This is a genomic window from Desulfosarcina alkanivorans (assembly GCF_009688945.1).
Taxonomy (GTDB): Bacteria; Desulfobacterota; Desulfobacteria; order Desulfobacterales; family Desulfosarcinaceae; genus Desulfosarcina; species Desulfosarcina alkanivorans.
On record NZ_AP021874.1, the window covers coordinates 5,374,272 to 5,397,173 of the forward strand.

Sequence of the window (22,902 nt, forward strand, 5' to 3'; positions counted from 1 at the left end):
ACTCTTAATATGAATCATATTCGAATAAATAATTAAGTTCATATAATTCTTGACAAGGGGTGTGCGATCTTTGTATTGCTATGTTCAGTGATTGAATTAGATTCGAATAAATAATTGAATTCAAGTTGCACCAGCGGTTGCCAGCGCCGGGCAATTATCCACCGGGTGAAGGGGGGCGAAGATGGATTTCGCGTTCACCAGAGAACAGCTCATGTTCAAAAAAGAGGTGATCCGGTTCGCCAAAAAGGAAATCGTTCCCCGAGTGCGGGAGCACGATCTCCAGGAGGCGTTCGATTTCGAATCCTTTCGAAAAATGGGGGATTTCGGGCTCCTGGGGCTTCATTTCCCCACGGAATATGGGGGGGAGGGCGCGGACGTCGTCACCACGGTACTGGCAGGAGAAGCCCTGGGCGAGGCGGGTGTGGATGGCGGCCTGACGCTTGCTTATGGCGCCCACACCTTTCTTTGCGCGGACACCCTGTTTCGCAACGGCACGGAAGCGCAACGCCAGCGATATATTCCCAAATTGGCCTCCGGCCGGTGGATCGGCTGCATGGGGTTGTCCGAGCCGGATGCCGGGTCCGATGTGGCCGCCATGGCCACCACGGCAGAAAAATGCGGTGACCATTATGTGCTCAACGGCACGAAAATGTGGATCACCAACGGTCCCATCTCCGATGTGGCCGTGGTTTACGCCAAGACCGATCCGGAACAGGCCCATGCCGGTATCAGCGCCTTCATTGTCGAAAAAGGCACCCCCGGTTTTTCACCCGGACCGCCGTTGATCAAGATGGGGGTGCGAACCTCCCAGACCAGCGAACTGGTCTTCAAGGACTGTAAAATTCCTGCCCGGAATCTGCTGGGCAGGGAGGGCGATGGCTTTTTGTACGCCATGCAGACCGTGGAATGGGATCGCAGCGCCCTGCTGGCGCCCTTTGTGGGGGTCACCACCTACATGTTGAAAAAATGTGCCGATTACGCCAAGGGGCGCATCCAGTTCGGCCGGCCCATCGGAAAATTCCAGGCCATCAAGCACAAGTTGGCCGACATGCGGATTTTCGGCGAGGCGGCCCGGACCCTGGTCTACCGGATTGCCTGGTGCAAGGACCAGGGTCGCCCGCTCAACCATCTGGAGGCGGCGGTTGCCAAACTGTTCATCGGCGACTGGAGCCTGGCCGTTACCAACGATGCGGTCACCCTGCACGGCGGCTATGGCTACACCCATGAGTTCGACATGGAACGTATTTTCAGGGATACGCGGCTGGCCCCGATCGGCGGCGGTACTTCCGAAATTCAGAAAATGATCATTTCGAAGCTGATGTGAGACTGGGTTGAGCATATCATGCATGGGGGGATTGGGGCTTGCGGTTTCCCGGTGCGAGGAGAACGGCATGAACTTTGATTTTTCTGACCGAGAAAAGGCGTTTTTTTCTCAGGTTAACGACGCGATGATCGACTATGCCGGCAGCCGCGACCTGGAATCCGGTGATCTTTCGACGATTCACGGTCACCTGGACGGGGCGCTGTCAAGGCTCGGCCCCATGGGATACCTGAAACTCGGTATCAGCGCCGAAGGACAGGCGGTTTCGGGATCCCTGGCCATGATGGCCGCCATGGAGACGCTGTCCGGTGTTTCTGCTTCCATTTTTCTTTCGGTGGAGATGGCTGCCCGTTTTTTTGGAAGAATCCTGACGTTATGGGATTTGAAGGAAGATAAGAAGGCGTTGTTGAAGCGGCTGACGGACGGCGGCCTCATCGGAGCCGTCGCCCTTTCCGAGTCGGCCATGAATGTCGAAAACGAACCGCTGGCAACGGTGGGCGTTCGGGACGGCAGCCGCATCGCGGTCAGCGGGGCCAAAGGGTATGTGGTCAACGGCCCCGTGGCGGACTGGTATGCGGTGGTGGGATGCCTTGATGGACGGGTGGTGGCCTTCCTCATCGAAAAAACAGCGCCGGGGCTGACCCTCACCGGTCGGATCGCCACCATGGGGTATAATGGGGTGGCCATCTGCGGTCTGGAACTGGACGCCGTAAGGGTGCCGCAAAGCCGCGTTATCGGACCTTTTGAAACCCGTCATTGGCTGGATACGCTCAAGATGTGGGAAAACCAGATCCTGATCGTTGCCGCTCTGGGTATGATGAATCGCAGTTTTGAGACGGCGCGGGATTTTGCCAAAACCCACCACTCCGGCGGAAAGCCGGTAATTGCCTACCAGGAGGTGGGGTTCAAGCTGTCGGAGATGCTGACCCTCTACCAGACGGCTCAGTTGTACGCATACCGGGCGGCCTGGATGGCCGACGACGATCCCAAGGCGGCCGGCGTGATGACCCTGTGCGCCAAAGTGTTCTGCACGGAAGCGGCTGAAACCGTCGCGGGTAAGGCGCTGCAGGTTCTGTCCGGCGACGGATACCGGTCCGGCAGCGCCGCGGAGCAGGCATACCGGTGTGCCAAGTACGGTCAGATTGCCGGCATCTCATCGGAAATTGCCCGGGTGAAGATCGGGGACGCGGCCCTGGGCCGGCTTTAATCGGAAGAAAAGCGTTTGTGCCCATATGGAATTTCAGATACAGAGTCCATGCGGCACTGGCTGTTCCGGGCACGCGTTGCCCGGTTCATGGCGTCCCTTCGTTGAGGGGCATTTTTGGGCAGGACGCGGTTCAAGGGCCCCGAAATATTGGAGAGGAGATGAGTAAAAAGAAAGACAGGCGGGAAACGACGCCCCCATTATCCAAAAGCGCACTCCGGCGGCAGCGGGAGCGTGAACAGCGCCTGGAAACCATTCTGGGCGCGGCACAGACCCTGTTCGCCGCCGATGGCTACCACAAAGCCAGTATGGAGAAGATTGCCGATACGGCGGAAGTCTCGGTGGGGACCCTTTATTTTTACTTCAAGAATAAAGAAGATCTGCTGGTCAAACTGCTTGGCCAGATCGGATTTGATCTGCGCAACATGCTGGGCTCGGCTTTTAAGAACGCGGACCTTTCCCTGGCGGGCATCCGTGAAGCCGGCCGGATTTTTTTCGAGGACTTTTGTCCCAACCATCCCGAAAACATCGCCATTTTCTTCAGAGAATCCGTGGGGCAGGGAGAGGTGGTGGAGGCCCACCGGAAAAAAATTTTCGACAAACTGATCGATGATGTCTGCCAGGCCCTGATGCGGGTTTGCGAAAACCAGGGGGGCCGGTTCCAAAGTGATCTGTCGGCCGAGGTCATGGCCACGAGTATCATGGGCATGTTCGAGCGTCTTGCCTACCACAACCTGATCTGGCAGGACCGCTCAGCGGAACTGAAGACCATCGGCCAGGATGCGATCGATTTCATCATCGGCGGTATCGAACGCCTGGTCAGGTAGCCGTCATGCATCTCAAGGGCGCATTGCATGTGCACACCACCTGTTCAGACGGCACCTTGTCCATCGACCAGGTGGTTTCCGTCTATACCGGGCTGGGCTTCGATTTCATCGCGCTGACCGACCATGACTACCTGGTCCGAGGCGGCTGTTACGACCGGGTGGAACGCCTGGATACCGAGATGATCGTTTTCACCGGGTTGGAGATGACCGTTTTTGAAAAGGGTTACCTGCATGTCAACCGCATCGACGGGGATCGGGAAACCCTGCACATCTTCAACCATCCTGCGGAACTGGATCTTCCCCTGGCCAAAGTGATCGCGCGCATCAATGCCGTGGCCCGGCGATTGCCCATTGATGCGGTTGAGGTCACAACCAAAGGTTTCCGGACCCCCGAGTACGAGACCGGCGCGATTCCTTTTCCCAAGGTTGCCACGGATGATGCCCATACCCGCCAGGGGTGCGGGCGGGCCTGGATTGAAATGGACTGTGCCCGGGACAAGGACAGCATCATCCGGGCCGTCCGGAACAACGCATTCTGGAATTGTTACGCCGGCAACTGACGGCGTGTGCCGGAACGACGCGTATAACGAACAGACGGGATGCCGGTGCCGCGACCCATCCTATCTTCTCATACAATTCTCACAACTTTTTTGATTGTGTTTCTTTCTTCCGGAAGTATTCGGATTGAGGTGCGGCTGGTCAAGGCGCGTTAATTCCCCAACGCCTCAATTCCCCCAAAATTATATTCCAAGGAGGATCGTGGCTATGGCAAGACGAGTGGGCATCTGTGCGGTGGCGCAAACCACCTATGAACCGGACAAATGGAACGAGCGGTTCCAGGGCATGGCCCTGGAAGTGCTCGAATCAATCCAGGCGCAAACCGGTGTAGATTTCTCAAAAGGTCGGGGCATCGACATGTCCATCAACGTGTCGGATGACATTTTCGATGCCCGTACCATTTCGGACAACGCCATGACCGACGTCCTCGGGGCCCATATGGGATGTGAGGAGAAGGTGGCACAGGAAGGCATTCAGGCCCTTTACTACGGCCTTGCCGCCATCCAGTCGGGACACGTGGACGTGGTCCTGGTTGTCGGTCACTGCAAGGAATCCCAGTGCAGAAGCCGCAACATGGTGACCCATGTCGCTTTCGATCCCTTCTATACCCGACCGGTGGGGCTGGATTTTTGCGCCGCGGCCGGACTCCAGGCCCAGGCGTATATCGACCACTCGGGCATCACCGAGGAGCAGCTGGCCGCCGTGGTGGTCCGATCCCGCCGGAACGCGTTGAAAAACGACCGGCTGCCTGCCATCGAGGCGGTGACGGCCGAACAGGTCATGACCTCGCCCATGCTCGCCGACCCGATCCGCCAGCTGCATGCTTACCCGGTTTCCGACGGTGCCGTGGGCATGCTGCTGGCGGCTGAAGAGCGGGTGGGCGCGTTTACCGATACACCGGTGTGGATTACCGGTGTGGGCAACTGCATGGATTCCTTTTTTCTGGGAGACCGGGATCTGGCGTCCAGCTTTGCCCTGAAGGAGGCGGCCCGGCGGGCCTACATGCGGGCCGGTATCAGCGACCCCAAAACCGCTTTTGACCTGGTGGAGGTGTCTGATCTGTTCGCCTACCAGCAGCCCATGTGGCTTGAGGGGCTGGGCATCTGCGATGAGGGAACCGGCGGTCTGGCCGTGTGTGCGACCGGCAGCGATTCGACGGCGGTCAACCCCTCCGGGGGGACCCTGGCCGGGAACCCCATGATACTCGGGGGGCTGGTCCGGGCGGCGGAAGCCTCCCTGCAGCTCATGGGGAAGGCCCATGGCCACCAGGTCGACGATGCGTCCACCGCCCTGGCCCATGGGGTCATGGGGCCGGCCGGACAGTTTCATTCCGTGGTCACACTGGCGCGGGCATAAAGGAGGAAACCCATGAAGAAAAACAGAAATGTCGGCATCATCGGCGTCGGGCAGTCGGTATACTCCAGCCACCGCGAAGAGGTGAACCAGCCGGAGATGATTCAGGAGGCGGTGGCCGAGGCATTGGCCCATGCCGGAATTACGCTGGACGATGTGGACTGTATCGTTCACGGCAACATGGAGCTTTTCGAGATGGTCCATCAGCCGGATCTGTGGCACACCATCGGCACGGGTGCGTTCGGCAAGGAGTGCCTGCGGGTGACCACCGGCGGCACGACCGGTGCGACCCTGGTGTGCGCGGCGGATCATCTGGTGGCGTCCGGCCTTCACGACGTGGTGATGGCCATCGGTTTTGAAAAACTCCAGGAGGGACATACCACCGGCGGAATTACCAATATGGCCGATCCCCTGTGGGGCCGGCAGTTGCAGACCGGCGCACTCACCGGGATGACCGCTACCCAGATGATCGATGAATTCGGTGAAGATCGGGCCAAGCGGGCGGCCATGAAATACCGTATTCTCATGGACAAGCACGCCATGAAAAACGAAAAGGCCCACCGTCGGCTGGGCCTGGAGTTCGACCAGGCCGATGACCTGGCCGTCAATTCCCCCGCCCTGGTGGGCGAACTGCGTATGATCCATATGTGCTCCCAGAGCGACGGTGCCTGTGTCATGATTTTCGCCTCTGAGAAAAAGGCAAAACAGTTGTGCGATCAGCCCGCATGGATCAAGGACCACGTGACCGCCCACCGGGAAGAGATGTTCTGCATCTTCGGCGATGCGCCGGTGCTCACCACACACCGGTATGCGGCCGAAAAACTGTTCGAACGATGCGGTATCACCCATCCGCGCGAAGAGATCGACCTGTTCGAGATGTACGATCCATCCAGCTGGTGGGGGCCGGACTGGCTGCGGGAATTTCTTCTTCTCGATGGCGACGAACACCTGAAGATGATCGAGAACGACGAGATTGCCATCGACGGCGCCTTTCCCGTCAATCCTTCCGGCGGCGTCATCGCCTCCAACCCCATCGGGGCCACGGCCATGGTTCGTGTGGCCGAAGCGGCGCTGCAGATCATGGGCCGGGCCGGCGGACACCAGGTTCCCAAGACCGTCAATCAGGCCCTGGCTTCCGGCTTCGGCGGCACCATGTGGACGGTGCTGACGTTGCTGACACGGGCGGTGCCCTGGTGATGACGGGGGGCGGATGCCGGAGAACCGAGGTCGGAAGGCGGAAGACACAAGACGGATTCAGGAGCGGCTTTCAGCCGCGATCCATACACAGATAATAACCGTTGGAGGAATATCATCATGAACCTGGGAACCTATCTGGATACGGCCGTGGAACGCTACACGGACCTTCCCTATCTCCAATTCTATGACCAGACGGTAACCTACGGCGACTTCGGCCGTCAGGTCAACATTCTGGCCAATGCCCTGAAAGGCCGGGGCTTTGAAAAAGGCGATTTTATACATGTGCTGGTGCAGAACAGCCCCCAGACCCTGGTGGCCTATTTCGCCATCCAGAAGATCGGGGCCGTGGCCGGGCCGGTGAACGGCTGGTGGAAGGCGCCCGAGGTGCAGTATCTGCTCAACGATTCCAGGGGGCGGGGATTGATCATCGAGGACCAGTACCTGCCCATTCTGGATGAAATCAAAGGCCGTTGCCCTCACCTGGAAAAGATTATCGAGGTGGGCGAAAAACCCCGCCCTGAACACATCGACTTCGCGGCCCTATTGGCCGAAGGCACCGAAACGCCGGTGGCTTGCGAAAGTGAAGATGCGGACACCGCCTATATTTTCTATACTTCCGGTACCACCGGCAACCCCAAGGGGGTGCTGCTCTCCCACCGGAACGTGCTGGCCGACGTAGACGGGGTGACCCGTGCGCTGAACCTGGAAGAGAAGATGACGGCGTTGATATGTCTGCCCCTGTTCCACGTCAACGCCATGCTGTCGTGTACCTTTTCCCTGGGCATCGGGCTGCAGATTGTGCTGCGCCGGCAGTTTTCGGCCAGTGAATTCTGGGAAGTGGTCGACCGCCACAAGGTCAATTTTTGGTCGGCCGTTCCGGCGGTTTACCAGATTCTGCTGTCCGACCCCACCCGACAGAAATACGACCTCAGCAGCCTGCAGTTCGGCATCTGCGGCGCGGCGCCGTTGACCGAAGAGACCATGAAGAATTTCCAGGAGGCATTCGGTATCCCCATCGTGGAAGGCTACGGGCTCACCGAGGCCACCTGCGTGAGCACCATCAACCCCCGTGACAGGGTGAGAAAAATCGGATCCATCGGTTTGCCGCTGCCCGGCCAGGACGTCAAGATCCTGGCCGAAGACGGCAGTGAATGCCCCCGGGGCGAGTCCGGAGAGATCTGCATCGGCGGCGACGTGGTCATGAAGGGCTACTTCAACCGCCCCGGGGAAACCTCGGAAACCCTTGCGGAGGGCTACCTGCACACCGGCGACGTGGGGATCATGGATGAAGACGGATACATCTTTATCGTCGACCGTATCAAGGACATGATCATCCGCGGCGGTGAGAACATCTACCCCAAGGAGATCGACAACCTGCTGGCCACCCACCCCATGATTCAGGAGGCGGCCACGGTCGGCGTGCCGGATGACACCATGGGCGAGGAAGTCAAGGTGTTCGTCATCCCCCTGGACGACGGCCTCACCGAGCAGGACGTGATCGACTTCTGCAAAAAGCACCTGGCCACTTTCAAGGTGCCCAGATACGTCGAGATCCTGGAAGACGATTTTCCCCGCAGTCCCATTGGAAAAGTACTCAAAAAAGAATTGCGCAAGTGGGGCCTGACCCCGCGACCCAAGAAGGCCAGGGCGTCCCAGGCCACCGTGGCGGACATTTTCGGCACCATGGAGAGCCGGGTCAACTCGGAGGGGGTGGCCGGCGTCACCGCCAATTACGGCTACATCCTCACCGGTTCGGGCGGCGGGGAGTGGACCGTGTGCGTGGCCGACGGGGATGTGCAGGTCAGGGACGGCCTTCACGATCCGGCCGTGACCACCACCTGCGCGGCCAAGGACTGGATCGCCATCACCTTGGGCAAGCTGGACGGCATGACCGCCTTTACCTCGGGCAAGCTCAAGGTGGCGGGTGATATGGGGCTGCTGACCAAGGCAACCCGGTTTTTCAAGAAGTACACGCCCCCGCAGCCCGCCCCGGCGGTGACCGTGGCCGATATTTTCGGCACCATGGAGAGCCGGGTCAACCCGGAGGGTGTGGCCGGGATAACGGCCGACTACGGGTACATCATTACCGGCTCAGGCGGCGGAGCGTACACCGTGTGCGTGGCCGACGGCGATGTCAAGGTCCGGGACGGTCTTCACGATCCCGCGGTGACCACCACCTGCAGCGCCAAGGACTGGATTGCCATCACACTGGGCAAGCTGGACGGCATGACGGCTTTTACATCCGGGCGCCTCAAGGTGGAAGGGGACATGGGCTTGCTGACCAAGGCGACCCGCTTCTTCAAAAAATACACGCCGCCCGGGCCCGCCGGACCGGAGGAAGAGAAGGAAGAACTGCTCCGGCTCAGCCAGGTCCTCTCCATCCCCCAGCGGTTTGCCACCGGGCCGGTGATGGGAAAATTTCTCAAAGCATTCAAAGAGAAAAAGATACTGGCCAACCGGTGCCCGGCATGCGGCCGGCTCCAGCTGCCCCCGAGAGAGGTATGTGCCGAGTGCAAGGTCCGCGCGGACCAGTGGGTGGAAGTGGGGCCGGAAGGCGTCATCGCCACGCCGGACATCACCTATTATGCCAGTCCCGATCCGCTCACCGGGGAGAGCCGCGAGACACCGTATATCTCGGCCCATTTTCTCCTGGACGGCTGCAAGGGGCATGAAACCCTCTGGCACGAACTGGTCACCGATGATTTCTCCAAGGTCAGACGCGGGGTGCGGGTTCGACCGGTATGGAACCAGAAACGCATCGGTGCCATTACGGATATCAGGTATTTCGAGATTGTGGAGTGAGGTGGTGTGCTTGCCCACTCGACAAACAGCAGGAGACGCATACACGTTTGAAAAGGGTTCAAGGGGTCGAGACGTCAAGGCGTCAAGGATTCAAGGGATTGGTTAAGGATGTTTCACTTGACCCCTTCCTCCCAAAGGAGATCACATGGATACCCGATACAATGACAGCTTTGTGGTGGAGGGCAAACTGGCCCTTCCCTACCAGTACTTTGCCGGTAAAACGGGCAGCCGGTTTATCACGACCATCAGGGATAAACAAAAGATCATGGGGCTCAAGTGCGACAGCTGCGGCAAGGTTTTCGTGCCTCCCCGCTCCACCTGTGAGCGCTGCTTCGTGGATATTTCCGACAACTGGGTGGATGTGAAGCACTCGGGAACGGTGACCGGTTTTACGGTGATTCGCTACAAGGAGCCCCACCAGCCCCTGGACCCGCCCTATATCCAGGCACTGATTCAGCTCGACGGCGCCGATACCCCGCTGGTCCACATCGTCAGGGGCGTTCCGGTCAGTCAGATGAAAAAAGGTCTGCGGGTCAAGGCGGTGTTCGCCAAAAAGACCACCGCCACCATCATGGACATCGACCATTTCCGACCCGAAGTGAAGGACGCCGTTCAACTGGGATACACCTATGAAGAACTGGAAATCGGCATGACGGCTTCGTTCACCAAGACCATCACTGAGACGGATGTCTATCTCTTTGCCGGCATCTCGGGGGATTTCAATCCCATGCACATGAACGAGGAATTCGCAAAAAAGACGCCTTTCGGCACCCGCATCGCCCACGGGGCCCTGCCCCAGTGCCTGTGCGCCCCGGTGCTGGGCATGAAACTGCCGGGCCTGGGCACCGTGGCTTTGGAAATCACTACCCGCTTCAAGGCGCCCACCTACTTCGGAGACACCATTACCTGCGTGGGCGAGGTCATCAAGAAGTTGGAAGACCGCAAGTGGGTACGCATGTCGCTGACCTGGACCAATCAGGATCAGAAGCTGGTGGCGGAAGGAAAAGCCCTCGTTATGCCTCCTCAATCTTCGTGATTGAGAAACCGAGGAATATAATACCAGATCTTTCCGGCAAAAAATTCCAAATCCCAAATGACAAATAACAAACAAATAACAATATCAAAATTTCAAACCATCGGCTTTGGTGCTGTTTGAAATTTGAGCATTGAGCATTGAACTTTGGAATTTATTTGGGATTTGGTGCTTGGAAGTTGGTTTTTTCGACCAGCAGCGTCTGTGATTGGTCTTTTGCCACCCTTGTAATGGAGTAGATACCAATGACCATGGAATTTTCGGAAAAGGCCGCCTGCCAGCAGTATTTTACCAAGGCCCACGACATGGTGCGCCGGTCGGTGAAGGAATTCATCGACAAGGAGGTCAAGCCCTTTGTCGACGAGTGGGAGGAGGCGGGCGGTTTCCCAAAAGAGATTTATAAGAAGGCTGGTGACGTGGGCGTCCTGGGAATCGGCTATCCCGAGGATTGCGGCGGCACCCCCGGCGACATCTTTTTCACCGTTGCCGCCAGCGAGGAACTGATGCGCTCGGGGTCCGGCGGGTTTGTAGCCGGTCTGGGATCGCTGAACATCGCCCTGCCGCCCATCGTCTGCCGGGGAACCGATGCGCAGAAAGAGAAATTCGTCAAACCGGTGATCGCCGGCGACCGCATTGCCGCTCTGGCCATCACCGAGCCGGGCGGCGGATCGGATGTCTCCAACCTGGCCACCACGGCCGTACGCGCCGGCGACCACTACATCGTCAACGGCAGCAAGACCTTCATCACCAGCGGCACCCGGGCCGATCAGGTTACCTGCGCCGTACGTACCGGCGACCCCGGCGCCCACGGGATCAGCATGTTGGTGATCGAGTCCGGGACCCCGGGTTATTCGGTCTCCACGCCGCTCAAGAAAACCGGCTGGTGGGCCTCGGACACGGCCGAAATCTATTTCGATGACTGCCGGGTGCCGGTGGCCAACCGGATCGGTGAGGAAAATCAGGGATTTTACGCCATCATGGAGAATTTCCAGGGCGAGCGGCTCTCCCTGGCGATCATGGCATACATGACCGCCCAGATGGCCCTGGAAGCGGCCCAGGGCTATGTCAAGGCGCGGCAGACCTTCGGCAAGCCGCTGATCGGGTTCCAGGTGACGCGGCACAAACTGGTGGATATGGCCACCCTGGTGGAAGTTGCCCGGGAGTTCACCTGGCGGGTGGCCGCCAGGATCGATGCCGGCATCGACCAGATCAAGGCGGTCTCCATGGCCAAGAATTTTGCCTGCAGCGTCAGCGACCGGGTGACCTACGATGCGGTGCAGCTGTTCGGCGGGTATGGTTACATGCGCGGCCATTTAGTGGAGCGGCTCTACCGGGACAACCGGATTCTGTCCATCGGCGGCGGGACGACGGAAGTTATGAAGGAGATTATCTCAAAACTGATGTGACTTCCACTCACAAACGGCATCTTTCGGCCCAAGCCGGCGTTCTCGCTCGTCTGAAATCCTCAACGTAGCGCTGCTACGCCTGCGGTTTCAACCTCGCTGCGGCCTTGGCCTGAACCAAAATCTACCATTTGTGAATGGAAGCAAGATCGATTTGGGATTCGGGGGGTTAGGAATTGAGAAGACTTAAAATTACAATGCTAACAACACAAATTACAAATAAATCCCAATAATTCAAATCTCAATCCCTCAAACCGTTGCGATTCGGAGTTGTTTTGTATTTTGAGTATTGTCATTTGAGATTTGGTGCTTGTTATTTGTAATTTTCGGTTTATCCGGTATGAGAAATGGGAGCTAAACAAAAATGGCATTGGAACTGGCGGAACGCCGCGACGTGGATTTCGTATTATACGAACAATTGGGACTGGACGAACTGATCAAACATGAACGCTTTGCAGCGTTCAACAAGAAGACCCTGGACCTGATTATCACCGAGGCCCGCAGGCTGGCTGTCAAGGAACTGCTGCCCGCCAACGGTCCCGGAGACAAGGAGGGCTGCACATTTTCCGGCGGCACGGTGAAGGTGCCCGAAGCCTACCGCCGCATCTTCGAACTCTACCGAGAGGGGAGAAGGACCTGACCGAGAACATCATCCATCCGGTGCTGGCCCGCACCAAGGGGGCGCCGGAAGGCACCAAGGGAATTTCCCTGTTTCTGGTTCCCAAGATTCGCGTCAATGCCGACGGCAGCCTGGGCGAATCCAACGACGTGGTCTGCACGGGCATCGAAGAGAAACTGGGCATCCACGGCAGCGCCACCTGTTCGCTTACCCTGGGCGGCAAGGGCCGGTGCATCGGTACCCTTTTGGGTGAGGAAAACAAGGGCATGATGGTGATGTTCCACATGATGAACGAGGCCCGGCTGGGTGCGGGCATCCAGGGGTTCGCCATGGCCAGCGCCGCTTATGCCTATGCCCTGAGTTATGCCCGCGAGCGCAAGCAGGGGAGAAATTTGATGCAGATGATGAACCCCGAGGCCCCTTCGGTACCCATCATCCAGCACCCGGACGTGCGGCGAATGCTCATGTGGATGAAGGCGTATGTGGAGGGCATGCGCAGTTTCGTCTACTATCTGGGCAGTTGCTTCGACCGGGTGGCCCTCGCCGGGGATCACGTCGATCGGGATCGCTGGCAGGAGCTGATCGAACTGCTCACTCCGGTGGTCAAGGCCTATTGCTCGGACAAGGCCTTCGAGGTGTGCACCCAGGCGGTGCAGATCTACGGCGGATACGGCTACATCATGGAGTACCCGGTGGAGCAGTACCTGCGGGATGCCAAGATCACCAGCATCTACGAAGGCACCAACGGCATCCAGGCCATGGATTTTCTCGGCCGCAAGCTGGGGATGAAGCAGGGCAAGTATTTCATGGAGCTGCTGGGCGAAATGCGAAAAACCGTGGCAACGGCCAGGCAGGCGGAGACTTTGAAGGGCATTGCCGTCAAACTTGAAAAAGCGGTCAGCCGGCTGGGGGAAACCGCCCTGACATTTGGCGCCACGGCCATGAGTCCGAAGGTGATGACGGCCTTCGCTTTTGCCCAACCGCTGCTGGAGGCCACCGGTGATGTGATCATGGGCTGGATGCACTTGTGGCGGGCAGTGGCCGCTGTACCGGGTCTGGAGAAGCATGCCGGCAGCCTCGATCCGGCCACCCGCATGAAAAGGGTGGAGAAGAATAAACATGCCGCCTTTTACGAGGGCAAGCTGCGGACGGCCGAATTTTTCATCCACACCCTGCTGCCGGCCACCAACGGCAAGATGGACGCCATCAACAGCACCTGCGATGCGGCGGCTGAGATGCCGGAGCGTTCTTTCTGGCTGTAGATCCCGAATGTGTTGCGTATTGGTGGCTTCAGGGATTAGGCGCTTTTCCGGTATACTTCCAAAACAGTTTTGGTCTTTTCATTCATTGGGGTAGGAGAATCAGGCGGCCTTCCTTGATCAACCTTTGGGAGTTCCCTCACGTTTCCGGGCCAGTAATAACTTTGGAGTTGCTTCAGGTTTGCGGAAGACAACCTCGGCAGGGTGCGATTTTCCCGCTTTTGAAGCAACATTAGAAAATATCCGGCCAGCAGGGGGATATCTCCTTTTCGAAACCACAACGGAGCGACCTCGATGGGAAACACATTCAGGCGGCAGAAGAGGTCCTGGCGGAAATGTCCCCTGGCGACTTCCTTTTTCAGATTCCGATTGGTTGCAGCGATAATGCGCACATCCACCTGCCGGGTCACATCTTCGCCGACGCGTTCGTACTGGCCTTCCTGAAGCACCCGCAGGAGTTTCCTTGCAGATCGATCGGTATTTCTCAGACCTCATCAAGGAAAAGGGGCCCACCGTCGGCAGCTTCGAACCGACCGGCGCGATCCGTTAGCGCCCCGCTGAAAGCCCCTTTTGCATGACCGAAGAATTCACTTTCGTACAGCTCCCTGCTGATGGAGGCGCAGTTGACTTTTATCATCGGCCGCTCATGGCGCCCGCTGCGATTGTGAATTTCACGGGCTACAAGCTCCTTGCCCGTTCCGGATTCACCGAGAACGATCACGTTGGCATCTGTGGGCGCCACCAGGTTCACTTGCCTCAGAACATTTTTCAAGGCTTCGCTCTGACCGACAATCGATCCGAAGGCGTGGGCTTCCTGTACCTCCTCCCGCAGGTAGGAGCACTCCAGTTCCAGCTGCTCCCGAAGCTGTTGGATTTCCTCATAGGCCCGTGCATTGACGATGGCGGTGGCGGCGTGATCGGCGATCATACGCAGCCAGATGATTTCTTCATGCATCATCGGAATGCGGGTGAAAACAGCCAGGACTCCCAATACCTCCCCCTTATACAGCAAGGGTTGGCCGCCGAAACCGATAATCCCTTCCCGTCGCGCCCATTCGGGCCTGGCGATCCATTTGTCATCCATTCCGATGTCATTCACATCAACCGCCTTGCCGGTGGCTGCGATCCATCCGACCTTTCGTGACCCCAGCGGAAACCGGCTGAATTCTCCATCGAGGCGGGACCAGTCAGCACGGGTGTCTACTGTCGAATGCCCTTGGCTGGCTGCCAGATGAAGGCAGGCCGCCTGATCGTCGCAGGCCAATCCTTCGGCCGGGCAGGGACAGTTGCCTTTCCGGAGCAACCAGATGCGTGCCAAGGCCACATGCGGACGCTGGGCGAACTGCCGTACGATCATCTTCAGAAGTGGTGCAACGGCGTGCTCCTGTGCCATTTCCAAGAGCAGCATCTTCAGGGACGCGTCGTCCAGTCCGTATTCGCGGTCATTGTTCATGGGGAAAAATAAGCGAAGTTTCGTGGTTTGGCAACGAAATATCGTAAATAACGAAATATCGTTGGTAACGAAGTATGCTCAAATGAATAATAATTCAATTGATAACAAGTTGTTATGGTTTTTTTAACCAATTGGAACGGACTTTGTAGTGGTCTTGGACAACGTCAGCGCAATCAACATGACGTTTCGATAATGAGGAAAATTGGAAAACACGCAAACCATAAAGGAGGTCGCCATGGCTCTTCCAAATCCCGGCATGACAATCGACATCAATCATACGGCACTGGTCATTACCGACCCTCAGAACGACTTTTTGAGCCCCGAAGGCGTCACCTGGGGCGTGGTCGGAGAGAGTGTTGAAGAAAACGACACGGTGGATAATATCGAAACCCTTTTCCGTACCGCCAAGGCGGTCGGATTGCCCGTCTTCGTATCGCCCCATTACTACTACCCTTCCGACCACGGCTGGCAGTTCGAGGGAACCCTGGAGGCTTTGATGCACAACATCGGCATGTTTGATCGTAAAGGGCCCCTGAATCTCGAGAATTTCAAGGGCTCCGGGGCCGACTGGCTCGATCGCTACAAACCGTTCATCGAAGATGGCGCAACCGTGGTGGCCAGCCCCCACAAGGTATACGGCCCCGAGTCCAACGATCTTGTCCTGCAACTTCGCAAACGAAGTGTGGACAAGGTTGTTCTGGCCGGCATGTCAGCGAATCTGTGCGTGGAATCCCACATGCGCGAACTTTTAGAGCAGGGGTTCGAAGTGGCTGTCGTAAAAGATGCCACCGCCGCGGCAAAACTGCCCGAGGGGGACGGCTATCGGGCTGCGATGGTCAACTTCCGGTATATGGCCAATACGGTCTGGACCACGACCGAAGCCGTTGAGGCCATCCGGAGGAGTGGCGGAGCCTTACAACCAGCCGCTTAGACAACAAAGTTGAAAGCGTCCGGGCCGAAGCCGCGGGCGGTCGGGCCGGACGATCAGGCAGGCAATGTTACCAAGAAGGAGACGTCCAATGAAAAAATTGATTACCGTCATAACCGTTTTTACCCTCATGCTTTTCGATTACACCTTCGACCGCCTGGCCGATGTGATGAATGCCTTTATAGAGAAATTGAACCTGCAGCGGTATAGCCTATACGTCATGCACTACGGCGCCCCTATCGGCTTCCGGCTGGCGATGCGGCATCCGGAGCGGGTCGAATCGCTCATCATCCAAAATGGCAATGCCTACGTAGAAGGCCTGCGTGAATTCTGGGATCCCGTTCGTAAATACTGGAATGACCGTTCGCCTGAAAATGCGAAGCCGTTGGCCCGCTTCATTTCACCGGAAGGCGTAAAGTGGCAATACACCCATGGCGTGAGAAACACGGCTTCCATCAGCCCGGACAATTGGAACGTGGACCTGCGCCACCTCACCAAAAAGGGCAACCCTGCCATCCAGCTGGCCCTGTTTATGACTACCAAAACAATATCTCCCACTATCCGGCCTGGCAGGCCTATTTCCGCCAATATCAACCACCGACGCTGATCGTCTGGGGGAAGAACGATCATATCTTTCCTGCTGAAGGCGGCCATCCGTACAAGCAGGACCTGACGAATATGGACTTTCATCTGCTGGAAACCGGTCATTTTGCGCTGGAGGAGGATGGCGTTCTGATCGCCGATTTGATGTGTAAATTTCTCAATCTGCAACTCGCCTCAAAATAGGTGCAGGCATCTGCAGGACACAGGTAAATCGAGCGTGAAGGCTGTCTTTGCCTTCTGTGACAGCCCTCATACTCGCTGCAGCAGAGCGGTGAGGAAAGCCTGCAACCGATCGAACGTATCCAATTCAGCCGAGGAGGGTAACATGCAAATCGAGATTCCTAAGAGACGATTGACGGGCTGCGTAAGATTATCGTGGAAAACGAGAGCGCCTTCATGGCGCAATTTTCCCCCCGATACTCAGAACTGTCCGATCGTCATCGAGGCTTGACTGGAGATTGAAAACGGCGGCATCACCGGCTTGATGGCCGGCGGGAACGCCCGCGTCGGCAAGATAAAGACGATCGAGGTATAAAACCATACTTGGACCAAGGAGCAACCAATGAACCATACACATCCACTTTCAGGAAATATTCCATTGATTTTAGGCGGTACCGGCAAGACCGGCCGGAGGGTGGTGGAGCGGCTTCGAGCGCTCAATTTACCCGTTCGGATCGGTTCCCGTTCCGGCGATCCCGCGTTCGTATGGGAAGAGCCGTCGACCTGGCCGGCCGTATTGAAGAACGTATCCGCCGTCTATGTGGTCTACTATCCGGACCTGGCTGTAACGGGAGCGCCCGATGCCATTCGTGCTTTCACGGATTTGGCAGTGCAAAATGGCGTTCGCCGGATAGTGCTGCTTTCCGGTCGGGGGGAGGAGGAGGCCCAGCGCTGCGAACGCATCGTACAAAATGCCGGTATCGACTGGACCATCGTACGAGCGAGCTGGTTCCACCAGAATTTCAGCGAGGGGGCCTTTCGAGAGATGGTTCTCGCCGGGGAAATCGCCCTTCCGGCGGGCAATGTCGGTGAGCCGTTCATCGACACCGATGATATTGCCGATGTGGTCGTGGCAGCCTTGACGAAGGAAGGGCACTCCGGCCAGGTGTATGAGGTGACCGGACCGAGGCTGCTGACATTTGCCGAAGCAACGGAGGAGATCGCCAAGGCTGCGGGCCGCAGCGTCGTGTATCGTCAGATTTCAAATGCGTCATTTGCTGCCGGGCTGGCTTCACGGGGGGGGGCGCCGGAAGCGATAGCCCTGATGCGCTATCTTTTTGGTACGGTCCTCGATGGCCGCAATGCCCATCTCAACGACGGTGTTGAGCGTGCGTTGGGGCGTCAACCGAAAGATTTCACCGCATATGCGCAGCAGGCCGCTGCCGCCGGTGCCTGGGGGGCGGAATTCGCGGCCTGAAACCGTCTTCCGGCCTCAGCCCTCCGAATTCCGTTCCGTGTACGCCGCACGCATCTCCCGCTTGAGCATTTTGCCGGCCACGTTGCGCGGAAAGGTATCCATGACGACCACGTCCCGGATGCGCTGGAACTTGGCGTCCACGCGGCTGTTGGTCCACGCGACCAGATCCGAAGCGTCGATTTCCGCACCGGGCAGGGGCACCACGGCGGCAATGGGCACTTCGCCCCACTTCTCATCGGGGACGCCGAAAACGGCCACTTCGCTGATGTCCGGATACTGGATGACGATCTCCTCGATATCCTTGGGATAGACGTTGACGCCGCCGGAGATGATCATGTCCTTGATGCGGTCCACCAGAAACAAAAACCCGTCCTCGTCCACGTAGCCGGCGTCCCCCGTGTGCAGCCAGCCGTCGACGATGGCCTTTTCGGTCAGGTCGGGCCGCTTGTAGTAGCCGGGCATCATCATGGGGCTCTTGCCGCAGATTTCGCCGATCTCTCCCGGCGCACATTCCTTGCCCCCGGCATCCAGGATGCGCATCTCCATGAAGGGGGCCGGTACGCCCACGGAGCCGACCTTGCGGATGGCGTCGTGCTTGTCGAGCACGGTCATGAAGCCTTCGGTGAGCCCGTACAGTTCGTAAAAGCGGCCGGGCAGGGCCTCGTTGAGGCGGTGCTTGTACTCCAACAGCAGCGGGGCGCCGACGTTGTGGATCATCTCCAACGAGGCCAGCTTTTTGGGGTCGAAGGACGGGCTGTTCAGGATCGCCACGATCTGGGCCGGCACCATGACGATGTGGGTCACCTTCTCCTTTTCGATGTCGGCGATGACCGCCTCCGGATCGAATTTCTCATGCAGGATGTATTTTGCGCCCAGATACATCCATGGCATCAGGTCGAGCATGGCGCCGTTGAAGACGATGGCGCCGGAGTGCAGGCACACGCTCTCGGGGGTCATGCGCCAGCAGGTGGCGTAAATGGTGCAGTACATGGCCCGCACGTAATGGGTGTGAACAATCCCCTTGGGCGCGCCGGTGGTGCCGGAAGAGTACATGATGTTGTACATGTCGTGGTCGTCGATGGAGACCTCGGGCGGGTTCTCCTCGCCGGTCGGGCCGACGAAGTCATCGTAGCTGACAAAGCCCCGGCGCTCTTGCTCCAATCCCACCAGAACGTACCGATCATCGGCGATACCGGGCAGATTCGCGCGCAGCCGGTCAAGGACATCGGCGAAACCGGCCTCGGCGATCACCAGCGCGGTATCGGAATTTTCCAGCAAGGTGGCCAGACCGCCTTCGTTGAGCATGGTGCTGCTGGGCACGATGACCAGTCCGGTTTTGGCGGCGGCCCAATAGGCCGCCATGAGCTGGGTGCAGTTGGGCAGGACCGTGGCGAACTTGTCCCCTTTGGTCAGCCCGCGGGCCAGCAGTGCGTTGGCCAGTTGGTTCACATAGGCGTTGAACTCCCGGTAGGTGAACCGCTTTTCACCGCAGACGAAGGCCGGATGGTCGGGGCGGTAGCGGGCATGGTGAGGTAGCAGGATGCCGATGTCCATGGATCTTCCCTTTCGTGTGCTGAGGCTGAAAAAAGAAATGGGGCTTCCCATTCCTTTTGAATCATATTCAGGGAAAAATCAACTGCGGAGAATCATGGACCGGCCATTAGATTTGGACCGTGACGCCTGCCGCCCCATCGTCAGTACTGAAAACCGGCCGGATAACATTCTGGCGCGCCTTTTTCAGCGCCCTTTGATCTGCTCGAACGGCTTGCCCTCATCATTGCCGACCCACTTCACTGCACCGGTCGCCGTGTCGATCACGAACAGGTCGGGGAAGTTGCCCCTGACCACGGCCGTCAGTCGGTATCGACCGATTTGGGTGGTGTGATCGATCGTGGCGGCTCCGGTCAGCATCAGGATCGCGAGGACAATGGATATGCCCAAAAAGAGGTAACTCATTTTCTGCCGGGTGTCCTGGGTTTTCATGTCGTCTCCTTTATCGGTAATGATGCGGGCAAAGCGTGTTGCGCGATGAAACCGGCAGACCAACCGATTGAGCAGTTGCTCAGACTGATTCCCCGAATCGCTAAGCAAGCCGGTCCGTCTGGCTGTCCCGTGTTTGAATGGCTCGCGGCTGATCAATACAGATTGAATCGGATGGTACGCTGAAGGTAGGCAATAAAAAAGGATTTACAAGCCATGATGCCTGTAAATCCTATATTGTCGTGGTGGGCGATACAGGATTTGAACCTGTGACTTCCACCGTGTGAAGGTGGCACTCTCCCGCTGAGTTAATCGCCCCGAAAAGTGACCCTACATATAGAAGGGGAGGGTGTTTGAAGTCAAGGGTTTTTTCTTTGGACAATGAACCATGGGTTGAGCAGGTTCTCCTTGTTGTAGGCCAGGGGCCTGCCGTCATCATGGCGGATCACCCGGGCACCGGCGGCCACGGCGATGGCCTGGCCGGCTGCCGTATCCCATTCCATGGTGGGACCCAGGCGCGGGTAGACGTCCGCACGGCCTTCGGCCACCCGGCAGATCTTCAGGGAACTGCCCGATGAGATGAACGCCACACGGCCATGGCTGCGCCGCATGGCGTCCACGTAGGCTTCCAGTTCGGGTGTGGCGTGGGAGCGGCTGCCCATGATCGTGAAGGGGCGGTCCCTGTCCTGTTCAAGAGGCAACCGGGACGCGTTTGCCACCAGCGATGCCAGGCGATTCTTCCCGTCACCGGTTTTTCTGTCGATGCCGACCGTCAGACCGTCATCGATCCTGAACGCGCCCATTTCGAGATCGGCGAAATACAGGGTGTCGGCCACGGGGACATAAATGACGCCCATGGTGGGGATGCCCGCTTCCGCCAGGGCGATGTTCACCGTAAATTCCCCGTTGCGCTTGATAAACTCCTTGGTGCCGTCCAGCGGATCGACGATCCACATGCGCGGCCACCGGCTGCGCTCGGCGAAGGGGATCTCCCGGCCTTCCTCGCTGAGAATCGGGATGCCGAAGCTGCCAATGCCGGCCATGATGATGTCATGGGCGCGCCGGTCGGCGCGGGTCAGGGGGGAGTCGTCCGCTTTTTTCTCCACCTCAATGTCCGGTGATTCATATACGTCGAGGATGGCCCCGCCTGCCGACATGGCACTGGCGATGGCGGCAACCAGGCCGTCCGATCGGTTCTGCATGAGGTTTAATCCTTTATCCGAGTGGGTTTCGGTTGGGCCGGTGCAATGGCATAGAGCCGAACCGGCGATGGCGCCCCTTTGAGGGATGCCGTGAACCTGCGGGTGACGGTGATACGTGAGGTGACCATGTCGAAAACCGACCTGGAGACCACCACCTCCCCGGCATCGGATTGCCCCTGGATGCGCTGGGTGGTGTTCACGGCAGAGCCGACGATGCCGTACTTTTTCCGTTTTTCCGATCCGATATTGCCCACCACCACCGGACCGCTGTTGACGCCGATGCCCATATTCAAAACCGGCAGATCGAGGGCCTCCAGCTGCCGGTTGAGAATTCCCATGGCCGCATGCATGTCGAAGGCGCAGCGGACACACCGGTGTGCGGTGGCCGGCAGGGCGTCGTCAATGGGTTCGAAAAAAACCAGGATGGCGTCTCCGACAAAATCGACGATAATCCCCCCGTGTTTCTGGACCAGCGGGATGATGGCGGAAAAATAGCGGTTGAGGACGTCGATGGTTTTTTCCGGCGACAGGAATTCCGCCATGGGGGTGAAACCGCGGATGTCGGCCATGAGGATGGCCACCTCCTGCCGCCGGCCGCCCAGTCGCCCCGTTTCGGGCTTTTTGAGCAGGGCCCGGGCAAAAGCCGGGTCCACATACAGACCGAAGGTATTGCGAATGGCGTCCCGTTCTCTCAGCCCGTCCACCATGGTGTTGAAGCTCTCCGCCAGCCGGCCGATTTCGTCATGTGCATGAACCGGTATTTTTTCCCCGTAACCGCCTGCGGCCAGCATTTCGGCCTGGCGGGAGAGGCTGCGGATGGTTCCGGACATGCGGTCAACGTTAAGCCGAATGATCCCGTAGACCAAAAGAATCAGGATGGTCGCGCCGATGATGAATCCGTTTCTGAAGTTGATGATGGGGGCCAGGATGCTTTTGCCGTCGGCGAATACCACCAGCGACCAGGGAAAGACCTCCAGCCGGTGATAACCCGCCACCCGCTCCGGGGGCAGGCCCGGACCCAGGATCGTGCCAGCGGATTTCCGGTCGATCTCTTCCAGCAGCCGGGCCTCCAATGGATCGTCGGTTTCACCCAGCGTCTCCCTGCCCTGCATGGGGGCGCTGGTCAGAATTATTTTGCCGGTTGTCCGGTCGGCGATACAGGCCACGGCGGTTTGCCACCAGACGTTGGTGGTGATGTCGGCAACCAGGTAGTCGAATTTCAGGACGATTTCGAGATTGCCCACGGGCGTGTCGTAGGTATCCAGGAGCACCATGGTGATGGATACGGTCATTTCGTCAATGGTGCTGTCCACCTTGGGCGGTGAGATTTTCGTAAAGGCGCCCCGTTGAAAGCGTATGAACCGGCCCCTGTCCGTGGCGGCGTTCCGGTTTTCCCGACCCCGTCCGCCGGTTGCCGAGAAATGCCAGTTCACGTTGGTGCGAACGACGCCCTGCAGCGTTTCCATCTCCCGGACGATCGCTTCCAGAAGACTGGCATCCGGCCTGTCCGCGCCGCTTTTTGAGAACATCTCCATCAACTCAACGGGCCTTGCCAGCCGCATGTCGATTTCGTGGGTCGCCCGTTCCAGCTTGAGCATGACCCCCTGGTTCCATTGATCCAAAAGGATATCGCGGACATACAAAAAACCGGAAATGCCGGCAACCATCAGGATAAGCACCACAGGCGTTACCAGCAGGACCGTCAGCCGGGCACGCAGGGTTTTGAAATGATATGGGTTCATA

Annotated in this window: 19 protein-coding genes, 1 tRNA gene and 1 pseudogene; 14 read left to right on the top strand and 7 right to left on the bottom strand. The window is 58.3% G+C overall.

Translation table 11 applies throughout. The features are described 5' to 3' along the window. Positions 1 to 181 precede the first annotated feature (181 nt). From DSCA_RS23520 to DSCA_RS23565, 10 genes and pseudogenes are all read left to right on the top strand, one after another. Complete coding sequence (locus DSCA_RS23520; protein ID WP_155318770.1) at positions 182 to 1,324, top strand: acyl-CoA dehydrogenase family protein; 1,143 nt, start codon at positions 182 to 184, stop codon at positions 1,322 to 1,324. 67 nt (positions 1,325 to 1,391) lie between these two features. Beyond that, on the top strand, positions 1,392 to 2,528 hold the full coding sequence (locus DSCA_RS23525; RefSeq protein WP_167527930.1) for an acyl-CoA dehydrogenase family protein: 1,137 nt from the start codon (positions 1,392 to 1,394) through the stop codon (positions 2,526 to 2,528). A 158-nt stretch (positions 2,529 to 2,686) separates the two neighbouring features. Then, positions 2,687 to 3,352, top strand: a complete 666-nt coding sequence (locus tag DSCA_RS23530; protein WP_155318772.1) for a TetR/AcrR family transcriptional regulator — start codon at positions 2,687 to 2,689, stop codon at positions 3,350 to 3,352. A gap of 5 nt (positions 3,353 to 3,357) precedes the next feature. Further along, positions 3,358 to 3,912, top strand: coding sequence for a PHP domain-containing protein (locus DSCA_RS23535; protein ID WP_155318773.1), 555 nt, complete (start codon positions 3,358 to 3,360; stop codon positions 3,910 to 3,912). A 205-nt stretch (positions 3,913 to 4,117) separates the two neighbouring features. Then, the gene (locus DSCA_RS23540; RefSeq protein ID WP_155318774.1) at positions 4,118 to 5,266 is read left to right on the top strand and encodes a thiolase family protein; all 1,149 of its coding nucleotides are present in this window, start codon (positions 4,118 to 4,120) and stop codon (positions 5,264 to 5,266) included. A gap of 12 nt (positions 5,267 to 5,278) precedes the next feature. Then, on the top strand, positions 5,279 to 6,460 hold the full coding sequence (locus DSCA_RS23545; RefSeq protein WP_155318775.1) for a thiolase C-terminal domain-containing protein: 1,182 nt from the start codon (positions 5,279 to 5,281) through the stop codon (positions 6,458 to 6,460). A 117-nt stretch (positions 6,461 to 6,577) separates the two neighbouring features. After that, positions 6,578 to 9,262: a long-chain-fatty-acid--CoA ligase gene (locus DSCA_RS23550; protein WP_155318776.1), complete on the top strand. Its 2,685-nt coding sequence runs from the start codon at positions 6,578 to 6,580 to the stop codon at positions 9,260 to 9,262. Between the two features lie 145 nt (positions 9,263 to 9,407). Then, positions 9,408 to 10,298 carry a MaoC/PaaZ C-terminal domain-containing protein gene (locus tag DSCA_RS23555; RefSeq protein WP_155318777.1) on the top strand — a complete coding sequence of 297 codons (891 nt, stop codon included), beginning with the start codon at positions 9,408 to 9,410 and terminating at the stop codon, positions 10,296 to 10,298. A 242-nt stretch (positions 10,299 to 10,540) separates the two neighbouring features. Further along, positions 10,541 to 11,701 carry an acyl-CoA dehydrogenase family protein gene (locus DSCA_RS23560; RefSeq protein ID WP_231716262.1) on the top strand — a complete coding sequence of 387 codons (1,161 nt, stop codon included), beginning with the start codon at positions 10,541 to 10,543 and terminating at the stop codon, positions 11,699 to 11,701. Positions 11,702 to 12,062: 361 nt separating this feature from the next. Further along, a pseudogene (locus DSCA_RS23565) lies at positions 12,063 to 13,579 on the top strand (acyl-CoA dehydrogenase). Positions 13,580 to 13,614: 35 nt separating this feature from the next. Here DSCA_RS23565 and DSCA_RS33000 read toward each other — a convergent pair. Together DSCA_RS33000 and DSCA_RS33005 are read right to left on the bottom strand one after the other, a co-directional pair. After that, positions 13,615 to 14,025: a sigma-54-dependent Fis family transcriptional regulator gene (locus DSCA_RS33000; RefSeq protein ID WP_197904652.1), complete on the bottom strand. Its 411-nt coding sequence runs from the start codon at positions 14,023 to 14,025 to the stop codon at positions 13,615 to 13,617. 35 nt (positions 14,026 to 14,060) lie between these two features. Continuing rightward, entirely contained in the window at positions 14,061 to 15,029 is a 969-nt protein-coding gene (locus DSCA_RS33005; protein WP_197904653.1) for a sigma 54-interacting transcriptional regulator, read from the bottom strand. Between the two features lie 235 nt (positions 15,030 to 15,264). Here DSCA_RS33005 and DSCA_RS23575 point away from each other — a divergent pair, with 235 nt between their 5' ends. From DSCA_RS23575 to DSCA_RS23585, 4 genes are all read left to right on the top strand, one after another. After that, positions 15,265 to 15,960 carry a cysteine hydrolase gene (locus DSCA_RS23575; protein WP_155318778.1) on the top strand — a complete coding sequence of 232 codons (696 nt, stop codon included), beginning with the start codon at positions 15,265 to 15,267 and terminating at the stop codon, positions 15,958 to 15,960. Between the two features lie 88 nt (positions 15,961 to 16,048). Beyond that, positions 16,049 to 16,564, top strand: a complete 516-nt coding sequence (locus DSCA_RS23580) for an alpha/beta fold hydrolase (protein ID WP_197904655.1) — start codon at positions 16,049 to 16,051, stop codon at positions 16,562 to 16,564. Beyond that, positions 16,507 to 16,743: an alpha/beta fold hydrolase gene (locus DSCA_RS33340; RefSeq protein ID WP_407924259.1), complete on the top strand. Its 237-nt coding sequence runs from the start codon at positions 16,507 to 16,509 to the stop codon at positions 16,741 to 16,743. The genes DSCA_RS23580 and DSCA_RS33340 overlap by 58 nt, the downstream gene beginning before the upstream one ends. A gap of 379 nt (positions 16,744 to 17,122) precedes the next feature. Continuing rightward, positions 17,123 to 17,977: an NAD(P)H-binding protein gene (locus tag DSCA_RS23585; RefSeq protein WP_155318779.1), complete on the top strand. Its 855-nt coding sequence runs from the start codon at positions 17,123 to 17,125 to the stop codon at positions 17,975 to 17,977. 15 nt (positions 17,978 to 17,992) lie between these two features. On the opposite strand, the gene DSCA_RS23590 is transcribed toward DSCA_RS23585, so the two are convergent. The 5 genes from DSCA_RS23590 to DSCA_RS23610 form a co-directional block, all read right to left on the bottom strand. Then, entirely contained in the window at positions 17,993 to 19,531 is a 1,539-nt protein-coding gene (locus tag DSCA_RS23590; RefSeq protein WP_155318780.1) for a class I adenylate-forming enzyme family protein, read from the bottom strand. Between the two features lie 183 nt (positions 19,532 to 19,714). Next, positions 19,715 to 19,960, bottom strand: coding sequence for a hypothetical protein (locus tag DSCA_RS23595; protein WP_155318781.1), 246 nt, complete (start codon positions 19,958 to 19,960; stop codon positions 19,715 to 19,717). Between the two features lie 240 nt (positions 19,961 to 20,200). Then, positions 20,201 to 20,275: transfer RNA gene (locus DSCA_RS23600), tRNA-Val, on the bottom strand. Between the two features lie 41 nt (positions 20,276 to 20,316). Next, positions 20,317 to 21,159 carry a 3'(2'),5'-bisphosphate nucleotidase CysQ gene (gene cysQ / locus DSCA_RS23605; RefSeq protein WP_155318782.1) on the bottom strand — a complete coding sequence of 281 codons (843 nt, stop codon included), beginning with the start codon at positions 21,157 to 21,159 and terminating at the stop codon, positions 20,317 to 20,319. Positions 21,160 to 21,164: 5 nt separating this feature from the next. Continuing rightward, positions 21,165 to 22,901, bottom strand: a complete 1,737-nt coding sequence (locus tag DSCA_RS23610) for an adenylate/guanylate cyclase domain-containing protein (RefSeq protein ID WP_167527931.1) — start codon at positions 22,899 to 22,901, stop codon at positions 21,165 to 21,167. Position 22,902: the final 1 nt, after the last annotated feature.

Coding starts and splice junctions, on each gene's coding strand:
- DSCA_RS23520 (WP_155318770.1), top strand. CDS start 182: ATGGATTTCGCGTTCACCAGAGAACAGCTCATGTTCAAAAAAGAGGTG.
- DSCA_RS23525 (WP_167527930.1), top strand. CDS start 1,392: ATGAACTTTGATTTTTCTGACCGAGAAAAGGCGTTTTTTTCTCAGGTT.
- DSCA_RS23530 (WP_155318772.1), top strand. CDS start 2,687: ATGAGTAAAAAGAAAGACAGGCGGGAAACGACGCCCCCATTATCCAAA.
- DSCA_RS23535 (WP_155318773.1), top strand. CDS start 3,358: ATGCATCTCAAGGGCGCATTGCATGTGCACACCACCTGTTCAGACGGC.
- DSCA_RS23540 (WP_155318774.1), top strand. CDS start 4,118: ATGGCAAGACGAGTGGGCATCTGTGCGGTGGCGCAAACCACCTATGAA.
- DSCA_RS23545 (WP_155318775.1), top strand. CDS start 5,279: ATGAAGAAAAACAGAAATGTCGGCATCATCGGCGTCGGGCAGTCGGTA.
- DSCA_RS23550 (WP_155318776.1), top strand. CDS start 6,578: ATGAACCTGGGAACCTATCTGGATACGGCCGTGGAACGCTACACGGAC.
- DSCA_RS23555 (WP_155318777.1), top strand. CDS start 9,408: ATGGATACCCGATACAATGACAGCTTTGTGGTGGAGGGCAAACTGGCC.
- DSCA_RS23560 (WP_231716262.1), top strand. CDS start 10,541: ATGACCATGGAATTTTCGGAAAAGGCCGCCTGCCAGCAGTATTTTACC.
- DSCA_RS33005 (WP_197904653.1), bottom strand. CDS start 15,029: ATGAACAATGACCGCGAATACGGACTGGACGACGCGTCCCTGAAGATG.
- DSCA_RS23575 (WP_155318778.1), top strand. CDS start 15,265: ATGGCTCTTCCAAATCCCGGCATGACAATCGACATCAATCATACGGCA.
- DSCA_RS23580 (WP_197904655.1), top strand. CDS start 16,049: ATGAAAAAATTGATTACCGTCATAACCGTTTTTACCCTCATGCTTTTC.
- DSCA_RS23585 (WP_155318779.1), top strand. CDS start 17,123: ATGAACCATACACATCCACTTTCAGGAAATATTCCATTGATTTTAGGC.
- DSCA_RS23590 (WP_155318780.1), bottom strand. CDS start 19,531: ATGGACATCGGCATCCTGCTACCTCACCATGCCCGCTACCGCCCCGAC.
- DSCA_RS23595 (WP_155318781.1), bottom strand. CDS start 19,960: ATGAAAACCCAGGACACCCGGCAGAAAATGAGTTACCTCTTTTTGGGC.
- cysQ (WP_155318782.1), bottom strand. CDS start 21,159: ATGCAGAACCGATCGGACGGCCTGGTTGCCGCCATCGCCAGTGCCATG.
- DSCA_RS23610 (WP_167527931.1), bottom strand. CDS start 22,901: ATGAACCCATATCATTTCAAAACCCTGCGTGCCCGGCTGACGGTCCTG.